Below are 15,448 nucleotides of genomic sequence, written 5' to 3'. Positions count from 1 at the left end.
TCGACTCTACCGGCTGTGCCTCTTTGGGACCGCGGCGGAGGGACGTCTAGAGTCAAACCATGACTGAAGCCGAAGCCGGATTGCAGGGACCACCGACACAGGACCCCACCTCCTCGCTCCTCCAACTGCTGAACCTCGGAGAGCTGGAGGGTGCCCGGACAGATGAGGACATCTTTATGGGCCCTTCCCAGCAGCAGCCCAGGCACCGGGTGTTCGGCGGCCAGGTACTCGCACAGTCGCTGATCGCCGGAAGCAGGACGGTGCCCGACGGGCGCGGCGTGCATTCCATGCACGGCTACTTCCTGCGGCCGGGGGACGCTAACAAGCCGATTACCTTTGGGGTCCAGCGCCTCAGGGATGGACGATCGTTCTCAGCAAGGCGGGTGCACGCGTACCAGGAGGGCATGCCCATCCTGTCGATGATCGCGTCGTTCCAGGACCCGGATGAAGGGATCGAACACCAGTCAGGGATGCCGTCCGGCATCCCTGCCCCGGAGTCGCTGCCGAGCACCGCTGACCTGTTGGGAAAGTTCGATCATCCGGTGGCGCGCCACTGGGCCTATGAGCGGCCTTTTGACATCCGTCACGTTGACCCTGCCCTCTACGTTTCGGCCAAGGGCGAAAAAGCCCCGCGCAATGCCGTCTGGATGAAGACGTTTGGACCTATGCCGGATGATCCGGAGCTGCACCGCGCCGCGCTTGCCTACGCGAGTGACTACACGCTGTTGGAATCGATCCTCCGCAAGCACGGGATGAGCTGGATTACCCCCGGGATGTCCGTGGCCAGCCTGGACCACGCGATGTGGTGGCACCGGCCGGTCCGGGTGGACGAGTGGCTGCTCTACGTGCAGGAATCCCCCAGCGCCCAAAGCGCCCGCGGCCTGGCCACCGGCAAGATCTTCAGCCGTGACGGCCGCCATGTGGCAACCGTGGCGCAGGAGGGCATGATCAGGGTTCCCACCGACCTCAAGAGCAAGGTCAAGGGGGCCGTCCAGACCAAGGTCCTGGAGCACCAGATGCGCAAGGCTGAACGCGGCTGATGCAGGGACGACCATGGCCGGCTCCCCGCGGGGAGCCGGCCATGGTCATCCGTGCAGTGCGGCGCTGGCCTAGTCGCGGGTGAGGCGACGGTGGGTCACGCGGTGCGGCTTGGCTGCGTCCGCGCCCAGGCGCTCGACTTTGTTCTCCTCGTAGGATTCGAAGTTGCCCTCGAACCAGTACCACTTGGAGGGGTTCTCCTCGTCACCTTCATAAGCCAGGATGTGGGTGGCCACCCGGTCCAGGAACCAACGGTCGTGCGACACCACAACGGCGCAGCCCGGGAATTCGAGCAAAGCGTTTTCGAGGCTGCTGAGGGTCTCGACGTCGAGGTCGTTAGTGGGCTCGTCGAGCAGCAGCAGGTTTCCGCCCTGTTTGAGGGTCAGTGCCAGGTTCAGGCGGTTGCGCTCGCCACCGGAGAGCACCCCGGCCTTCTTCTGCTGGTCCGGGCCCTTAAAGCCGAAGGCGGCAACATAGGCGCGGGACGGCATTTCAACCTGGCCGACCTGGATGTAGTCGAGTCCGTCCGAGACAACCTCCCAGAGGGTCTTGTTCGGGTCGATACCGCCGCGGCTCTGGTCCGCGTAGGAGATCTTGACCGAGTCACCGATCGTCAGCTCGCCGCCGTCGAGGGGCTCGAGTCCGACGATGGTCTTGAACAGGGTGGTTTTTCCGACGCCGTTGGGGCCGATAACACCGACGATGCCGTTGCGCGGCAGGGTAAAGGACAACCCGTCGATCAAGGTGCGGTCCTCGAAGCCCTTCTGTAGGTTCTTCGCTTCCAGGACGAGGCCACCCAGGCGCGGTCCCGGCGGAATCTGGATCTCTTCGAAGTCCAGCTTGCGGGTGCGGTCAGCCTCCGCAGCCATCTCCTCGTAGCGGGCCAGACGGGCCTTGGACTTCGTCTGGCGGCCCTTGGCATTGGAGCGAACCCACTCAAGTTCCTCGGTGAGCCGCTTAGCCTGCTTGGCGTCCTTTTTGCCTTGGACTTCCAGGCGGGCGCGTTTTTTCTCAAGGTACGTGGAGTAGTTGCCCTCGTAAGGGTACAAGTGGCCCCGGTCCACTTCGGCAATCCACTGGGCCACATGGTCCAGGAAGTACCGGTCGTGGGTGACGGCGAGGACGGCGCCGGGGTAGGCCGAGAGATGCTGTTCAAGCCACAGCACGCTCTCCGCGTCAAGGTGGTTGGTGGGCTCGTCGAGGAGCAGCAGGTCTGGCTTCTGGAGCAGGAGCTTGCACAGGGCAACACGGCGACGCTCACCGCCGGAGAGCAGGGTGACGTCTGCGTCGGCCGGCGGGCAGCGGAGGGCGTCCATGGCCTGCTCGAGCTGGGAATCGAGGTCCCACGCATCGGCGTCGTCGATCGCTTCCTGCAACTGGCCCATTTCCTCCAGGAGGGCGTCATAGTCGGCGTCGGGATTGGCCATCTCTTCGGAGATGTCGTTAAAGCGCTGGATCTTGCCGTAGATCTCACCGACACCTTCCTGGACGTTGCCCAGGACGGTCTTGTCCTCGTTGAGCGGCGGCTCCTGCAGCAAGATGCCGACCGTGTAACCGGCGCTGAGCCGAGCCTCGCCGTTGGAGGGGGTGTCCAGCCCTGCCATGATCTTCAAAATGGTGGACTTGCCGGCACCATTCGGGCCTACGACGCCAATCTTGGCCCCCGGGAAGAAGGACATGCTCACGTCATCGAGGATAAGTTTTTCGCCAACGGCCTTTCGGGCCTTGGTCATTGTGTAAATAAATTCCGCCATGCCTCAAATCTAGTGGTTCGGCCGGGATAACTCACATCCTGCAGTCCTGGGGGACTCCGTGACGGCGGGCCGGACTCAGCCCGGGGTACCAACGAAACAGCGGCCATCAGCGAGGACCGGCAGGACGGACGCCGTGACCGTGCCATTGCGAAGCTGGGCGATGATGCAGTTCCGGTCTACCTGCACGGCAACTTCAACAGCGTCCGTGTCCAGCCCCGTGGGGGTTTTGCTTGCCGTGACCTCTCCACTGTCGGCGGGGAACCCCGCGTCCGTCAGCGCGGTGCGGATCCTTTCCGTCCCGGGCTTCGCGTCGGCCGCGGCGAGCGGCCGAAGGGCTGCCTCGAGCCGGGCTTTTGCGTCCGACAGCGCAGCGTCCGGGGCGGGAATGGTGGTGCCGCCGTGCGCGACGCCGGCTACCCCGGCGGACGCAGTGGCTTCGCCTCCGCCGCCGGATTCCGACGGCGCCGAGCACCCGATCCCAGCCGTAACCACCAGCGCAAGAACCATGGCCAGCGCACTGGCCCGTGCCGGGACGGATGCTGCGCCGCGGCTGCCGGTTCTGGATCGCTTCACCCGGTCATTCTGGCACGGCCCGGGGGCTGCCGCATTGAACCCGCCAAGGGTTGGCTGCAATACGGCCGTCGCCGCTGCGCTGACGGGGTCAGCGGCCGGAGCGTCAGGCGGCGGCCCCTTTCAACTCCCCCGTTTCCTCGTCGAGTTCCTCTACGTCGCCGCTGATTTCGTCGACAAAGACTGCGCGGGAAACGGGCCCGTCATCCTCGTTCCGCCCTTCGTGGCCTTGGTCCTCCAGCGGCCCACCCTCGGGGCTGCCGTCCAGGAAAGCGGCCGGCGAACCGGAGGGACCCGGGGCCGTTGCCGAGCCATTGGCGGCCGTCCGGATGAAGTTGGCGGAACCCCACATAAGGTCGTGGCCGACTGACTCGGCATCAATCTCGACTGCGTGATAGATCCGGCCGTCCTTTTCCCAGCTCCTTAACTTGAGCCGGCCCACCACGATGACTCGCTGGCCTTTCTTGATGCTGCAACCGATGTTTCCTGCCAGCTGCCGGTAGCCCTGGACCGTAAACCAGTTGGTGTTGCCGTCCACCCAGGCGCTCGTGGCACGGTCGTACCGCCGCTCGGTGGACCCGATGCGGAATTTCGCCGTCGCCACCCCACCCGGCGTCGTCGAACTCGTGATCTCCGTGGCGACGAAGCCACGGACCGTGATGTTGTCACTCATGCTCATGTCCTGTCTCGAAATGTTGTGCCTAGCCGGCTCCTTCAGCATCGCGCCGGGAAGCGGACTCCGCGAGGAGCAAAAGAGGCCATGTGGAAAACCCCGATCCGGCCCCAGCGGGGTGCCTGCTGCACTGTCCGGGCTACCGGGTGTTCCTGACAGCGGACACTCTGAGGGCACGGTAAACTCGTGGAGGCATCTCCCGGCAGCAGCCGGCAGTTATGCCGTCTTGCCCCAGTAGCTCAGGGGATAGAGCAGCGGCCTTCTAATCCGCCGGTCGGGGGTTCGATTCCCTCCTGGGGCACCAGAATGCGGCTCTGGCCTGCCGGAACGTTCCGCAGGTCAGGGCCGCACTTTTCGGCCGCGGGCACGGTTACGGCACGTCCTCGGCCCGCACGTCGACCTTCTGCGATCAGCACACTTAGTATTAGTACACAAGCACGGCGCCAGGCATGACGGTGCGCCCGCACGCAACGAAAGGTACGCCGCCATGACGCAGACACCCCGGGAATTTGAACCCCACGATCCCAACGAAGCCGAGACCCCCCGCTACCCGGAATCGGCCCCCGCCGCGTCCGGACCGGCCGTGGCAAGGAATTCTGCAGAGTCGCCGGCAACCGGCACCGAACGGGCCTCCGCCCCTGTCACGATTCCGGCCACCCCCGCGACGCCGCCGGAGCACAAGGACACGCCGCTGCCGCACCAGCCCGAGGCATCGGCGACCGCCGCGGAACCGCGCCGGGTTACCCGTGCGGGTATGGTCTGGGCAGCCGTCGCCGCAGCACTGGTAGTGCTGATCCTGCTCATCGCCTTTATCCTGCAGAACCAGGAATATGTCCTTGTGAAGTTCTTTGGCCTGGAGGGCTCGGTGCCGCTCGGCATTGCACTGTTCATCGCGGCAGTTGGCGGCGGCGTGCTGGTCGCCATCGCCGGAGCCGCCCGCATCATTCAGCTGCGGCTCGCCGCGCACCGCCAGCGCGTCGGCCGACGCGCCGGCACGGGGACGCATACCCGCTGATAACGTCCGGCCCCGGCGACGCAACGCCGGGACTCGCCGTCGTACGCCTCGCCGCCCCGGCTGGCCCGCCACCACCATCTAGGGCCGGGTCAGGATCAGCGGACCGTCTTTTGTGATCGCGACGGTGTGTTCGCTGTGTGCGGCACGGCGGCCGTTGGCCGAGCGAAGCGTCCATTCGTCATCGTCGTGGAAGTACTCATCGTTGCCGCCCAGGATCAGCATCGGCTCGATGGCGATGACAAGACCTTCAGTCAGCTTGATGCCGCGGCCGGGCCGGCCGTCGTTGGGAACGTGCGGATCCGCGTGCATGGTCGTGCCGATTCCGTGGCCGCCGTGGTCTGCCAGCATCCCGTAGCCTGCGCGGCGTGATGCACCGCCGACGGCGTAGCCCAGGTCCCCCATCTTGTTGCCGATTCTGGCGGCCTCGATGCCCCGGGCCAGTGCCGCGTCCGTCGCATCAATCAGTGCCTGGTCCGCCGGGTCGGCGGTGCCGACGATAAAGCTTATGGCAGCGTCGCCGCACCAGCCCTCAAGGAACGCGCCGCAGTCCACGCTGAGCAGGTCACCGTCCTGGAGCCGGTAGCCGTTCGGGATGCCGTGCACCACGGCGTCGTTGACGGACGTGCAGATCACGCCGGGAAACGGCACAGCGGCCCACCGTGGCTTGTAGTTCAGGAACGCCGGTGTTGCCCCGGCGGCGGCAATAGTCGCCGCGGCCACCTCGTCCAGTTCCTTCAGGGACACACCAACGGCGGCGGCCTCACGGACGCGCTGCAGCGTGGTGGCCACTACCCGGCCGGCTTCGCGCATCAGGGCAATTTCGGCAGGCGTCTTGATCATTGACATGGGCTCCACTCTAGGGCCCGCCGGAGCGTAGCTAAAGTGTCCTTATGGCCACCGCTGAACTTCTGTCCGTGATCCGCTCCCGCCTGCAGGCGGCAGCAGATCCCGCGCGGGCTGCCAGGGCGCAGGCCTACCTGAAGTCCGGATTGCCCTCGCTGGGGGTCCGGGTTCCCGAGATCCGTCGGATCGTCAAGGCAGCCGCCGGCGAACTGCCTCCCGGCTCCCTTGAGGACTTGCTCTCCGGCGTCCTGGAACTGTGGCGCAGCGCAAACTGGCGCGAAGAACGCCACGCGGCCATCGATCTCACTGGCCTCAAGCTGGCCACCGGTGAGTTGGACATGCTGCCGGTCTACGAGGAAATCATCCGCAGCGGAGCCTGGTGGGACCTGGTGGACGGAGTGTCGCACCAGCTGTGCGATCTGCTGCAGACACACCCGGGCCAAGTGTCCCCCGCGCTGCGCCGCTGGAGTACCGAACCGGACTTCTGGATCCGGCGCGCCGCCATCACGGCCCAGCTGGGCGCCAAATCCGCAACGGATCGTGCCCTGCTGGCAGCAGTTATCGAGCCCAATCTGGCCGACCGGGAATTCTTCATCCGGAAGGCAATTGGCTGGGCCCTGCGTGACTACGCCGGCACCGATCCGAAATGGGTCCGGGAGTTCGCGGCACGGCACCGCGAAGAGCTCAGCCCGCTCTCCCTGCGGGAAGCCCTCCGGAAGCTTAAATGATCGGGCGGCTGCTGGCTGATTCCTCTGATTTGCTGAAGAGCAGCTTGGTCTTGGGATCGAGGAAGATCAGGTACAGGGCAAACAGCAGGGCGATGATCGCCGCGGCATTCCGGGCCAGGGCCAACGCCAGGCCCAGATCGGCTGTCTGCAGGTAGGGGAAGACTTCCAGCTGGTCCGAGATGGCGTACACCATAAAGAACGACACGATGAAGTAGAGCGCCTTGACCTGCCAGTCGTCCCGGATGCCGGTGAGGGCGAAGAGCGGGATCAGCCACACCACGTACCAGGACTGGATCATCGGGGCGAGGATGACGACGGCGGCGAACGCCAGCGCGAGCCGCCGAATCAGGCGGTCGTAGTCGCCGCGGAAGATCTGCCAGGCGATGATGCCGAGGGCAAGCAGCTTACCGGCGTCGTAGACCCATTTGGCCAGTCCCCAGCCGTCGAGTCCGAAGGCGTTGAAGATCGAGGCGACCACCAGGCCCAGCAGCCCGACCGGGGCGTACCAGATCCAGATGCTGCCCGGCGCGGATAGGCCGTTAATCCAGCCGAAGCCGAAGCCGTTGACCAGGCTCATGGCGTACAGCAGGGCGAGGCTGATGCCGGCGGTGAGCCCCCAGAAAACGAATTTGCGCGGCCAGCCGGCGTTCTTTCCGGCCCAGAGCAAACCAATGAAGGGCAGGAAAACGATGGTGATGGGCTTGACCGAGACGGACAGGGTCACCAGGACCAGGCCGAGGATGACGCGCCGGGTAGCGCAGTAGTACAGCCCGGCCAGGGCCAGACCGATCATCAGGGCGTCGTTGTGGACGCTGGCGATGAAGTTGGTGAGGAAAAGCGGATTGGCGGCGGTCAGCCACAGCGCGCGGTGCGGGTTAACACCGTGGAGTTCGGCGAGCTTGGGCACGTAGACGATACACAGCACGATCCCCGCCAGCGCGGCAAGGCGGAAGAGCATAATGCTGGCCTCGGGGTGCACGTTGGTGGACCAGACCACAAGCTGCTCGATCCAGAGGAAGAGCTGTCCGTAAGGTACCGGCGCCTCGGTCCACATTTTGTCGGCCCCGAGCTGGAAATAGTTCGACAGCGCGGAGATACCGTTTTCGTAGGGGTTGAAGCCCTCCACCATCAGGCGGCCTTGCCCGATATAGGCGTAGACGTCGCGGCTGAACAGCGGGACCGAGAACATCATGGGCAGCCCCCACAGCGCCACCGCCTGCAGGGTCGCCCTGCGTGCCTGCGCACCCCACACCCGCACGCGCTGGCCAAGCCTGAGCCAGGACCGGACCAGGAGCATCCCGCCGACGGCGAGCAGCACAATGCACAGGCCAACCCCGATTGCTTCGGTGCGCATCCAAATGAACAGCGGGACGCGGCGGAGGTCGGAGGCGGGCGCCAACCAGCCCACGCCGAGGGAACCGATCGCCATAAAAAGGGAGCCGATGAATCCCGCCAGCAGCGGCGAACGTGCATTGTCAACCTCAGCAACGGCTGCCGCCGGGGACGTGCCGGCAGCCGCTTTCCCCGCCGCAGGCACAGGCGCCGTCATCTCAGGATCGTCCAATCTGTTGTGGGGCTCATTCCACCCGCTGCCGGCCGTTGGAACGGGCCCGGGGCACGCCGCGGAGACAAACAATTCCGTCGCCCCGCGTACCCGAAATCCTAGCACCGGACCTCCCGTGGGCGACGAAACGGTAGGCTGGGCGCGTGCCTATATCTAATGAACGCATTGTCTGGATCGACTGCGAAATGACCGGCCTGGACACCAAGGACGACGCCCTCATCGAGGTAGCCGCGCTGGTGACGGACTCTGAGCTGAATATCCTTGGTGACGGCGTCGACGTCGTCATCAAACCCGACGACGCGGCCCTCACGCAGATGAACGACTTTGTCCGCGACATGCACACCCGTTCCGGGCTCCTGGCGGAGCTGCCCCACGGCAAGACGATGGCGGAAGCCCAGGGCATCGTCCTGGACTACATCAAGAAGTGGGTGCCGGATCCCAAGAAGGCGCCGCTGGGCGGCAACTCGGTCGGAACCGACCGCGTCTTCCTGGCCCGGGACATGCCGGAACTGGTGGAGCACCTGCACTACCGGGTCATCGACGTCAGCACGATCAAGGAACTCTCCCGACGCTGGTTCGCGCGGGCCTACTTCCAGTCCCCCGCCAAGCTCGGCGGCCACCGGGCGCTGGGCGACATCCAGGATTCCATTGATGAATTGCGCTACTACCGTGAGGCTGTCTTTGTGCCGGCACCGGGCCCGGACAGCGTCACCGCACGGCGGATTGCCAGCAGCATCACGGGAACGGCCGGGGAATCCGCTGCCCAGACCCCGTCCGGGCAGCCGGCGACGTAGCCGCAGCGGAGTTATCTGCGCCACGTTTGCGGAAATTTTTGGCGAAAACCCAAAAAGTGGCACAAGCGGCCCCGAAGAACAGGTAAGCTATTTGTCGTTGCCTTTTCAGCCAGCCGGTCCTCCGGAAGGCATGGCGGGGCACATGGTGGGCGTAGCTCAGTTGGCAGAGCGCCTGGTTGTGGTCCAGGAGGTCGCGGGTTCAACCCCCGTCGCTCACCCGCATCAAGGACGGCAGTAAGTGTCCGACCCTAGACGAAGGCCGTACCGGATATCCGGTGCGGCCTTTGTTGTCTGTCCATGGAACCGTGAACGAAAGGAAACGCGATGAAGCGCACGATTTTTGAAGAAGATCACGAGATGTTCCGTGAGATGGCTGCCGAGTTCAACACCCGGGCCGTAGCGCCGCACTACGCCCAGTGGGACACGGACCACATGATGTCCCGGGCGCTGTGGACTGCCGCCGGTGAACAGGGCCTGTTGGGACTGGCCGTGCCCGAGGAGTTCGGCGGCCTGGGCATGAACGACTACCGCTTCCGCGCCGTGCTGGATGAGGAATTCGCCAAGAGCAACCACCTCGCCGTCGGCCTGGCCTTCCATCTCCACGATGACATGGTCCTCCCCCACCTGCTGGCCTACGGCTCCGAGGAGCTGAAAGGTCGCTGGCTTCCCGGCATGGTCTCCGGCGAAACGGTCACCTCGGTTGCCTGGACGGAGCCAGGTGCCGGATCGGACCTCCGCGGCATCCGCACCAAAGCCGTGCGCGAGGGCGATGACTGGCTGATCAGCGGCCAGAAGACCTTCATTGGCAACGGCATCTCCGGTGATGCCGCCCTGGTCCTGGCCCGCAGCGACGGCAGCACCGGCCGCGGAAACCACAACTCCTTCTCCCTGTTTATGGTCCGGAAGGGCGAGGGTTACAACACCGGCAAGCAGCTGGACAAGATGGGGCTGAAGGCCTCGGACACAGCGGAACTGTTCTTCGACAACGTCCGTGTCCCGCACGCCGACCTCGTCGGTGAGGAAGGAAAGGGCCTGCAGTACTGCGCGGAGCAGCTCCCCCAGGGCCGGCTGGCCATCGCGGTGGCGAGCTCCGCCGTCGTGCGTGCCATTTACGAGGCGACCGTGCAGTACACCAAGGACCGCAATGCCTTCGGCGAGCGGATCATCGATTTCCAGAACAGCCGCTTTGAATTGGCCGACATCCTCACGGAGGTCGAGGTCACCGAAACGTACGTTGACCGGGCCATTCAGGCCTTTAATGCCGGAGAGCTCGACGCCGCGACCGCCGCACGCGCGAAGCTCTGGGCGTCCGAACGGGCAAAGTCCGTCACGGACCGTTGCCTGCAGCTGCACGGCGGCTACGGCTACATCCTGGAATACCCGGTGGCGCAGGCCTACCTCGCTGCCCGGCTGCTGACCATCTTCGGCGGCACCAACGAAATTATGCGCGACGTCGTCGGCCGCGCCATCGCCGGCTGACCCGCCACCACTTAGCACAGAGGAACGTTTCTGACATGACAGTTCTGCCCATTACGATCTGGGGCGAGCCCGTACTGCACCGCCGGGCAGCTGAGGTTGCAGCCTTCGACGACGAGCTCCGGACACTCATCGCGGACATGTTCGAGACCAACGACGCCGCCAACGGCGTCGGTCTCGCCGCGCCCCAGGTCGGCGTCGGCAAACGGCTCTTTATCTACAAATACGACAACGACGACGGCGCCCCGCCGTCCGGCGCCGTGGTCAACCCGGTGCTGACCCTCTCGAAGATTTCCGGCGCGCTGCCGGATCCGGACGAGGAGGAGGAAGGCTGCCTGTCCTTCCCCGGCGGGCAGTATCCGCTGAAGCGGGCGGAGTGGGCCCGGGTGCAGGGCTTCGACGGCGACGGCAACCCCGTTGATTTCGAGGCGACCGGCTGGTTCGCGCGCGTGATCCAGCACGAATTCGACCACCTCGACGGGAAGTTGTACGTCAACAAGCTGATCGACCGGTATTCGCGCCAAGCCAAAAAACAAGCCAAAAAGAGCGGCTGGGGCGTCCCTGGTCTGACCTGGATGCCCGGTGTGGATCCAGACCCCTTCGGGCACTAGGGCGGCCTGCGCCAGGGTGTCCGCCGATCCTCCCCACCTTTGCGCCCGCGCCCGGTATTTCACCGGCGGTTCCCGGCCGACACGCCAGTGCGACCGGCCAATGTTGGGCAAACCCGGCGGCGTGGCCCCCTGGCAGCCCGAGCCGCAGCCCTAGGAAACGGGTTTGGCTGGTGCGCCCGGACGGCCGAACCGCGGCGGCAGGACCAGGAGGAACATGATGGCTGCGATCACCACGGCGGCGGCGTAGATCGTGACCAGATGCGTCGCAAGCGGGGCCCCGTTGTACATGGTGACTCCTACGGCCAGCAGGGCGACGGCGAGCACCACCACGGCAAAAAGCTGCTGCCGCCGAAGGCCGGCAAGAAGTAACGCCGCAGGCAACACGTACCAGAGTATGCTCGCCGTGCCCATTGCGTTGATCTGGGCGATCACGGATCCCGTGCCGGGTATTGCCGCGACGACTGACCCGAAAAACATCGCACCGCAATGAAGGACCAAGCCCGCGACGCCGGCCACCGCGAGCACCAGCTCACCCGGAGTGACGCGCCGGGCCAGCCTGGCATGCGGGACAGCCGGGGCCAGAAGCCGGATTACCAGCAACACACCGGCGATCGCGGCAAGGCTTAACAGAAATTCATTCGACATCCTCCCAGCCTACCGAGCCGCCCCGGCCGGGCATCAGCCGCTGCGGCCCGCCGGCGGTGCCCCGTTAGCGGTGCCCGGACTTCAGCAGGATGGCCGCATGATCGGGAACGTAGCGGAACAATTCCCGTGGCGGCCGGGTGTAGTTGACCGCCCGCGGCCTTTCCGGCAACGTCACGGGCTCCATCCGAACCTCGGTGTAGTCGATCCCGGCGAGCAGATGGGCGATCATGTTGATCCGGGCCCGGCGCTTGTCCTCGGCCTCGACTACATACCAGGGCGAGTCGGCGGTGTCCGTCTGCATAAACATGTCGTCCTTGGCCCGGGAATAGTCTTCCCAACGGAGGATCGCTTCCCGGTCCATCGGCGAAAGCTTCCATTGCCGCATCGGATCATCCAGCCGCGATTTGAACCGGCGTTCCTGTTCCGCATGGCTGATCGAAAACCAGTACTTGAACATCAGAATGCCGTCCTGGATCAGCAGGCGTTCAAAGACGGGGCATTGGGCCATAAAACGCTTGTGTTCCGCTGGTGTGCAGAATCCCATCACATGTTCGACGCCGGCGCGGTTGTACCAGGAGCGGTCCATCAGGACGATCTCCCCGGCCGCGGGAAGATGCTCCACATAACGCTGGAAATACCATTCGCCGCGCTGCCGGTCCGTCGGGGCGGGCAACGCCACAATCCGGGCAACACGAGGATTCAAGTATTCGGTAACCCGCTTGATAGCGCTGCCCTTACCGGCGGCGTCGCGTCCCTCGAAAATCACCAGGACGCGCGCTCCGGTGCTGCGGACCCATTCCTGCAATGAAACGAGTTCGGCCTGGAGCCGGGCCAGCTCGGCCTCGTAGACGCCCAGGGGCAATCGTCCGGAGGGTCCGGCGGCATCTCCCTTGGCGCGCTTGCGATCATCCTGTGAGGTGCCGGAGCCAGCCTTGCCGCCGCCGGCCTTGCGATGTGCCATGGTCCCCGTTCCACCTTCCGCGGCGGGATCTCCTGCCGCGTGCCCTGCCGTGCCCATTCTTGCCGAGCAATGGACAGCCCACAAGAGGCCGTCCGGCCGGGTACACCGGCGGTGCGCAGCCCTATGCTTAGGCCATGCCAGACCCCAGACCGACGCCAATGCAGCCGATCCTCACACTCACCGTAAATCCCGCGCTGGACCTCAGTACTGCCACGGAGCATGTCATCAGTGGCCACAAGATGCGGTGCGGCGCAAGCCGCCTGGACCCGGGCGGCGGCGGGGTCAATGTCTCGCGGGTGGTGCAGCGCCTGGGCGGCCGCACCCTGGCCATCTACACCGCCGGCGGACCCACCGGAGAGGCATACCGCAGGCTGATCGAGGCCGAACGCGTTCCCACCCTCGCCGTGCCGATCCACGGCAATACCCGGGAGGACTTCACGGTCGATGAGACCACCACCGGCAAGCAGTTCCGTTTTGTCCTCCAGGGCCCCGAATTGACTGAGACCGAATGGCGTTTGTGCCTGGCACTGGTGGCGGATTCACTGCCCGCCGGCGGCTATATCGTGGCCAGCGGCAGCCTCCCGCCGGGGGTTCCGGACGACTTCTACGCCCGCGTGGCACGGCTGGCGAGGCGCCATGGTGCGCGCTGCATCGTGGACGCGTCCGGTCCGGCGCTGGCCGAAGCCCTCGCCGAGGGGGTATTCCTGGTGAAGCCAAGCCGGCGTGAACTGGGGTTGCACTTTGGCACAACTCTGGAGGGCGAAGAGAGCGAAGTCGAGGCTGCCGCGGCGTTGGTTGCTGACGGCGCCGCGGAACATGTCGCCTTAACGCTTGGCGGCGAAGGAGCCGTACTCGCCTCGGAGTCCGGGATCCTTCGGCTGGCCGTACCGCGGGTGCAGGTTCGCAGCACCGTCGGAGCCGGGGACAGCTTCCTCGCCGCTTTTGTGCTCCGGCTGGCCCAGGGCCGCACCCTGGCGGAGTCGCTCCGGGCCGCGGTCGCTGCCGGGAGCGCTACGGTGACCACACCGGCCACCGAGCTTTGCCGCCGCGATGAGGTCGAACGCCTGGAGGCCGAACTCAACATCCGGGCCGCCGACGGGATCCCCGCAGAGTGAAGCTGCGACCGGCTCCCCTGGCGCTCGGGCTGCTGTTTGCTGCGGGAACGGCCGGCTGCTCGGGCTCCGCGCCAACGCCCTGCCCTGCCCTTGCGTGGTTCAACTCCCTGAGTGTGACCTTGGACGGCAATTCTCAATTGGTGAGCCTGGTCGAGTTCTGCGCGGAGGACGTCTGTTCGGTGCGCTACGCCGCAGGCGGCGGCGTCCTGGCCCGGCGCGAAGTACAGCTGGACTGGACCAGGGTGGGCGGCAGCGAAGCATGCGGCGGTCCGGCAACAGCCGGCCCCGTCAGGCTCACCATCTAAGCACGCTGCGGCCCGTGCCGGTTCTTCCCGGGGAGGGGAGGGAGCCGCTTGGCCAGCCAGCTCAGGGTCAACAGCTCAAAGTCACTCCAGCTGCCTTTCCGGGGCGGACACCGCCGTGTCCTGAAGCTCGTCCGGAGCCACACCAGGACCGCGCGGTCATCCGGCCGGGCGCACGCAGCCTACCGGGCAGCCGGCACAACAGTCTGCTGTCCGGGACAGGTGGCGAGGATCCGTTTTATGGCCTCCTTCTCCGCCGGGGTGACCCACAACAGGTAGGCAGCCTTGACCGATATTTGCCGGGCCACGTAGTGGCAACGCAAGGCCTTGTTCGGTGGAAGCCAGGTCGCGGCGTCGGATGCACTCTTGTCCTGGTTCGCAGCCCCGTCGACGGCGATCAGGTTCAGCGGATCGTTTGCCAGATGCTCCCGCTGCCCGGCGCTCAACTGCTGGGCACCCTTCTGCCAGGCGTCGCCCAGGGCCACAACATGGTCGATCTGTACGTCTTTGCTGCTCCCGCTTCCCCGCCGGAACCTGATCTGCTGGCCGGTGTATGGTTCCCGGAGCGTTCCGGCGGCCACCTGGCAGGTGGATCCCCCGGTGAACTCGAGGTCCGAAAGGTCGCGGCGAAGGATGTCGTTTCGGGTATCGCAACCGTTCAGGTCCACGTCGAGCCATGCCTGGCCGAATGCCCCTCGGTCATAGTCGGCCCGGGCTGCCCGGCCCTTGACCGCCAGCGTTTCGAGCAGCACAGCAGCGGAGCCGGCCGGAACGGGACGCACAGAAGCGACCGCATTCATCCAGCGCGCCGCCAGCACCGGCGCCTCGCCGGGCCCCCCTCCGGGGGTTCCACAGCCGCGAACTGCCCGGCGGTGAAAAACCAGCCGAGCCCCGCTGCTACGGCGAGGGCCACTGCGGCAAGCAGGGCCCACGCCTGGCGGGACCGCCGTCGTGACTGCCGGAATTCCGGCCATGTCCGGGTCACACCCGCACCAGGGCACACTGCCGGGTGCCGGTCCGTTCCGGGGCGGGACGACTTCCTTCCACCCCTGAAGGCTAAATCCGGTCTCCGCCGCCGCCGCAGTTTTCCACAGTGTGGAGGACAGGTGCCCGGCTAGTTCTCCTTCGTCACCCGCACAAGGTCCTCGTTGGCGAGGGACATCAGGGATTCGAGTTGCTGGACCCGCGCCTCGTCTACCTCCCCGGCCGCATACTTGGTGCGTGCATCGTCGAGGAGCCGCTTGGCTTCCTTAACGTTCCGGTGCGCGACGTCCAACGCGTGTTCAAGAGTGGTTTCGTGGTCTACTGCCGGGTTTTGTTCCATTGAACCATTGTGGTGCGCATTCCAGGTCGATTCCA

The 15,448-nt window shown here is 65.8% G+C and carries 16 protein-coding genes, 2 tRNA genes and 1 pseudogene; 10 read left to right on the top strand and 9 right to left on the bottom strand.

Annotation, left to right across the window (positions count from 1 at the left end):
- Nucleotides 1-59: 59 nt before the first annotated feature.
- Nucleotides 60-1,040, top strand: coding sequence for an acyl-CoA thioesterase (locus QMG72_RS01850; RefSeq protein WP_283479475.1), 981 nt, complete (start codon nt 60-62; stop codon nt 1,038-1,040).
- Between the two features lie 69 nt (nt 1,041-1,109).
- On the opposite strand, the gene ettA is transcribed toward QMG72_RS01850, so the two are convergent.
- The 3 genes from ettA to QMG72_RS01835 form a co-directional block, all read right to left on the bottom strand.
- Nucleotides 1,110-2,792, bottom strand: coding sequence for an energy-dependent translational throttle protein EttA (ettA, locus tag QMG72_RS01845; RefSeq protein ID WP_283479474.1), 1,683 nt, complete (start codon nt 2,790-2,792; stop codon nt 1,110-1,112).
- A 75-nt stretch (nt 2,793-2,867) separates the two neighbouring features.
- Nucleotides 2,868-3,365 (bottom strand): DUF6993 domain-containing protein, encoded by a 498-nt coding sequence (locus QMG72_RS01840; protein ID WP_226774930.1) that lies wholly within the window; start codon nt 3,363-3,365, stop codon nt 2,868-2,870.
- A 103-nt stretch (nt 3,366-3,468) separates the two neighbouring features.
- Complete coding sequence (locus QMG72_RS01835; RefSeq protein WP_226774931.1) at nt 3,469-4,035, bottom strand: single-stranded DNA-binding protein; 567 nt, start codon at nt 4,033-4,035, stop codon at nt 3,469-3,471.
- A 228-nt stretch (nt 4,036-4,263) separates the two neighbouring features.
- Here QMG72_RS01835 and QMG72_RS01830 point away from each other — a divergent pair.
- Nucleotides 4,264-4,339: transfer RNA gene (locus QMG72_RS01830), tRNA-Arg, on the top strand.
- A 183-nt stretch (nt 4,340-4,522) separates the two neighbouring features.
- The gene (locus tag QMG72_RS01825) at nt 4,523-5,050 is read left to right on the top strand and encodes a LapA family protein (RefSeq protein WP_226774932.1); all 528 of its coding nucleotides are present in this window, start codon (nt 4,523-4,525) and stop codon (nt 5,048-5,050) included.
- Nucleotides 5,051-5,128: 78 nt separating this feature from the next.
- On the opposite strand, the gene map is transcribed toward QMG72_RS01825, so the two are convergent.
- Nucleotides 5,129-5,896 carry a type I methionyl aminopeptidase gene (gene map / locus QMG72_RS01820; protein WP_226774933.1) on the bottom strand — a complete coding sequence of 256 codons (768 nt, stop codon included), beginning with the start codon at nt 5,894-5,896 and terminating at the stop codon, nt 5,129-5,131.
- Between the two features lie 44 nt (nt 5,897-5,940).
- On the opposite strand from map, the gene QMG72_RS01815 reads away from it, so the two are divergent.
- A complete protein-coding gene (locus QMG72_RS01815; RefSeq protein ID WP_283479472.1) occupies nt 5,941-6,621 on the top strand; it encodes a DNA alkylation repair protein in 681 nt (226 codons plus the stop codon).
- On the opposite strand, the gene mptB is transcribed toward QMG72_RS01815, so the two are convergent.
- Nucleotides 6,614-8,170 carry a polyprenol phosphomannose-dependent alpha 1,6 mannosyltransferase MptB gene (gene mptB, locus QMG72_RS01810; RefSeq protein ID WP_283479470.1) on the bottom strand — a complete coding sequence of 519 codons (1,557 nt, stop codon included), beginning with the start codon at nt 8,168-8,170 and terminating at the stop codon, nt 6,614-6,616. The two genes, QMG72_RS01815 and mptB, sit on opposite strands and share 8 nt — an antisense overlap.
- A gap of 158 nt (nt 8,171-8,328) precedes the next feature.
- On the opposite strand from mptB, the gene orn reads away from it, so the two are divergent.
- From orn to def, 4 genes are all read left to right on the top strand, one after another.
- Nucleotides 8,329-8,979, top strand: coding sequence for an oligoribonuclease (gene orn, locus QMG72_RS01805; protein WP_226774936.1), 651 nt, complete (start codon nt 8,329-8,331; stop codon nt 8,977-8,979).
- Between the two features lie 145 nt (nt 8,980-9,124).
- A tRNA-His gene (locus QMG72_RS01800) sits at nt 9,125-9,197 on the top strand.
- Nucleotides 9,198-9,303: 106 nt separating this feature from the next.
- Entirely contained in the window at nt 9,304-10,458 is a 1,155-nt protein-coding gene (locus QMG72_RS01795; protein ID WP_283479469.1) for an acyl-CoA dehydrogenase family protein, read from the top strand.
- Nucleotides 10,459-10,493: 35 nt separating this feature from the next.
- On the top strand, nt 10,494-11,066 hold the full coding sequence (def, locus tag QMG72_RS01790) for a peptide deformylase (RefSeq protein WP_226774938.1): 573 nt from the start codon (nt 10,494-10,496) through the stop codon (nt 11,064-11,066).
- Between the two features lie 150 nt (nt 11,067-11,216).
- Here def and QMG72_RS01785 read toward each other — a convergent pair whose 3' ends face one another.
- Nucleotides 11,217-11,711: a hypothetical protein gene (locus tag QMG72_RS01785; protein ID WP_283479467.1), complete on the bottom strand. Its 495-nt coding sequence runs from the start codon at nt 11,709-11,711 to the stop codon at nt 11,217-11,219.
- 64 nt (nt 11,712-11,775) lie between these two features.
- Nucleotides 11,776-12,672: a polyphosphate kinase 2 gene (ppk2, locus tag QMG72_RS01780; RefSeq protein ID WP_226774940.1), complete on the bottom strand. Its 897-nt coding sequence runs from the start codon at nt 12,670-12,672 to the stop codon at nt 11,776-11,778.
- A gap of 134 nt (nt 12,673-12,806) precedes the next feature.
- On the opposite strand from ppk2, the gene QMG72_RS01775 reads away from it, so the two are divergent.
- Nucleotides 12,807-13,787: a 1-phosphofructokinase family hexose kinase gene (locus tag QMG72_RS01775; protein ID WP_226774941.1), complete on the top strand. Its 981-nt coding sequence runs from the start codon at nt 12,807-12,809 to the stop codon at nt 13,785-13,787.
- Nucleotides 13,784-14,092 (top strand): hypothetical protein, encoded by a 309-nt coding sequence (locus QMG72_RS01770; protein WP_283479466.1) that lies wholly within the window; start codon nt 13,784-13,786, stop codon nt 14,090-14,092. The genes QMG72_RS01775 and QMG72_RS01770 overlap by 4 nt, the downstream gene beginning before the upstream one ends.
- Before the next feature lie 179 nt (nt 14,093-14,271).
- Here the strand turns inward: QMG72_RS01770 and QMG72_RS01765 are convergent.
- Both QMG72_RS01765 and QMG72_RS01760 read right to left on the bottom strand, forming a co-directional pair.
- Nucleotides 14,272-15,074: pseudogene (locus QMG72_RS01765) on the bottom strand (HNH endonuclease family protein).
- 129 nt (nt 15,075-15,203) lie between these two features.
- Nucleotides 15,204-15,413, bottom strand: a complete 210-nt coding sequence (locus tag QMG72_RS01760; protein WP_226774944.1) for a TolC family protein — start codon at nt 15,411-15,413, stop codon at nt 15,204-15,206.
- Nucleotides 15,414-15,448 lie beyond the last annotated feature (35 nt).

Source organism: Pseudarthrobacter sp. PH31-O2, from assembly GCF_030063265.1.
Taxonomy (GTDB): domain Bacteria; phylum Actinomycetota; class Actinomycetes; order Actinomycetales; family Micrococcaceae; genus Arthrobacter.
This window is presented reverse-complemented; position numbering and strand designations above follow the sequence as displayed.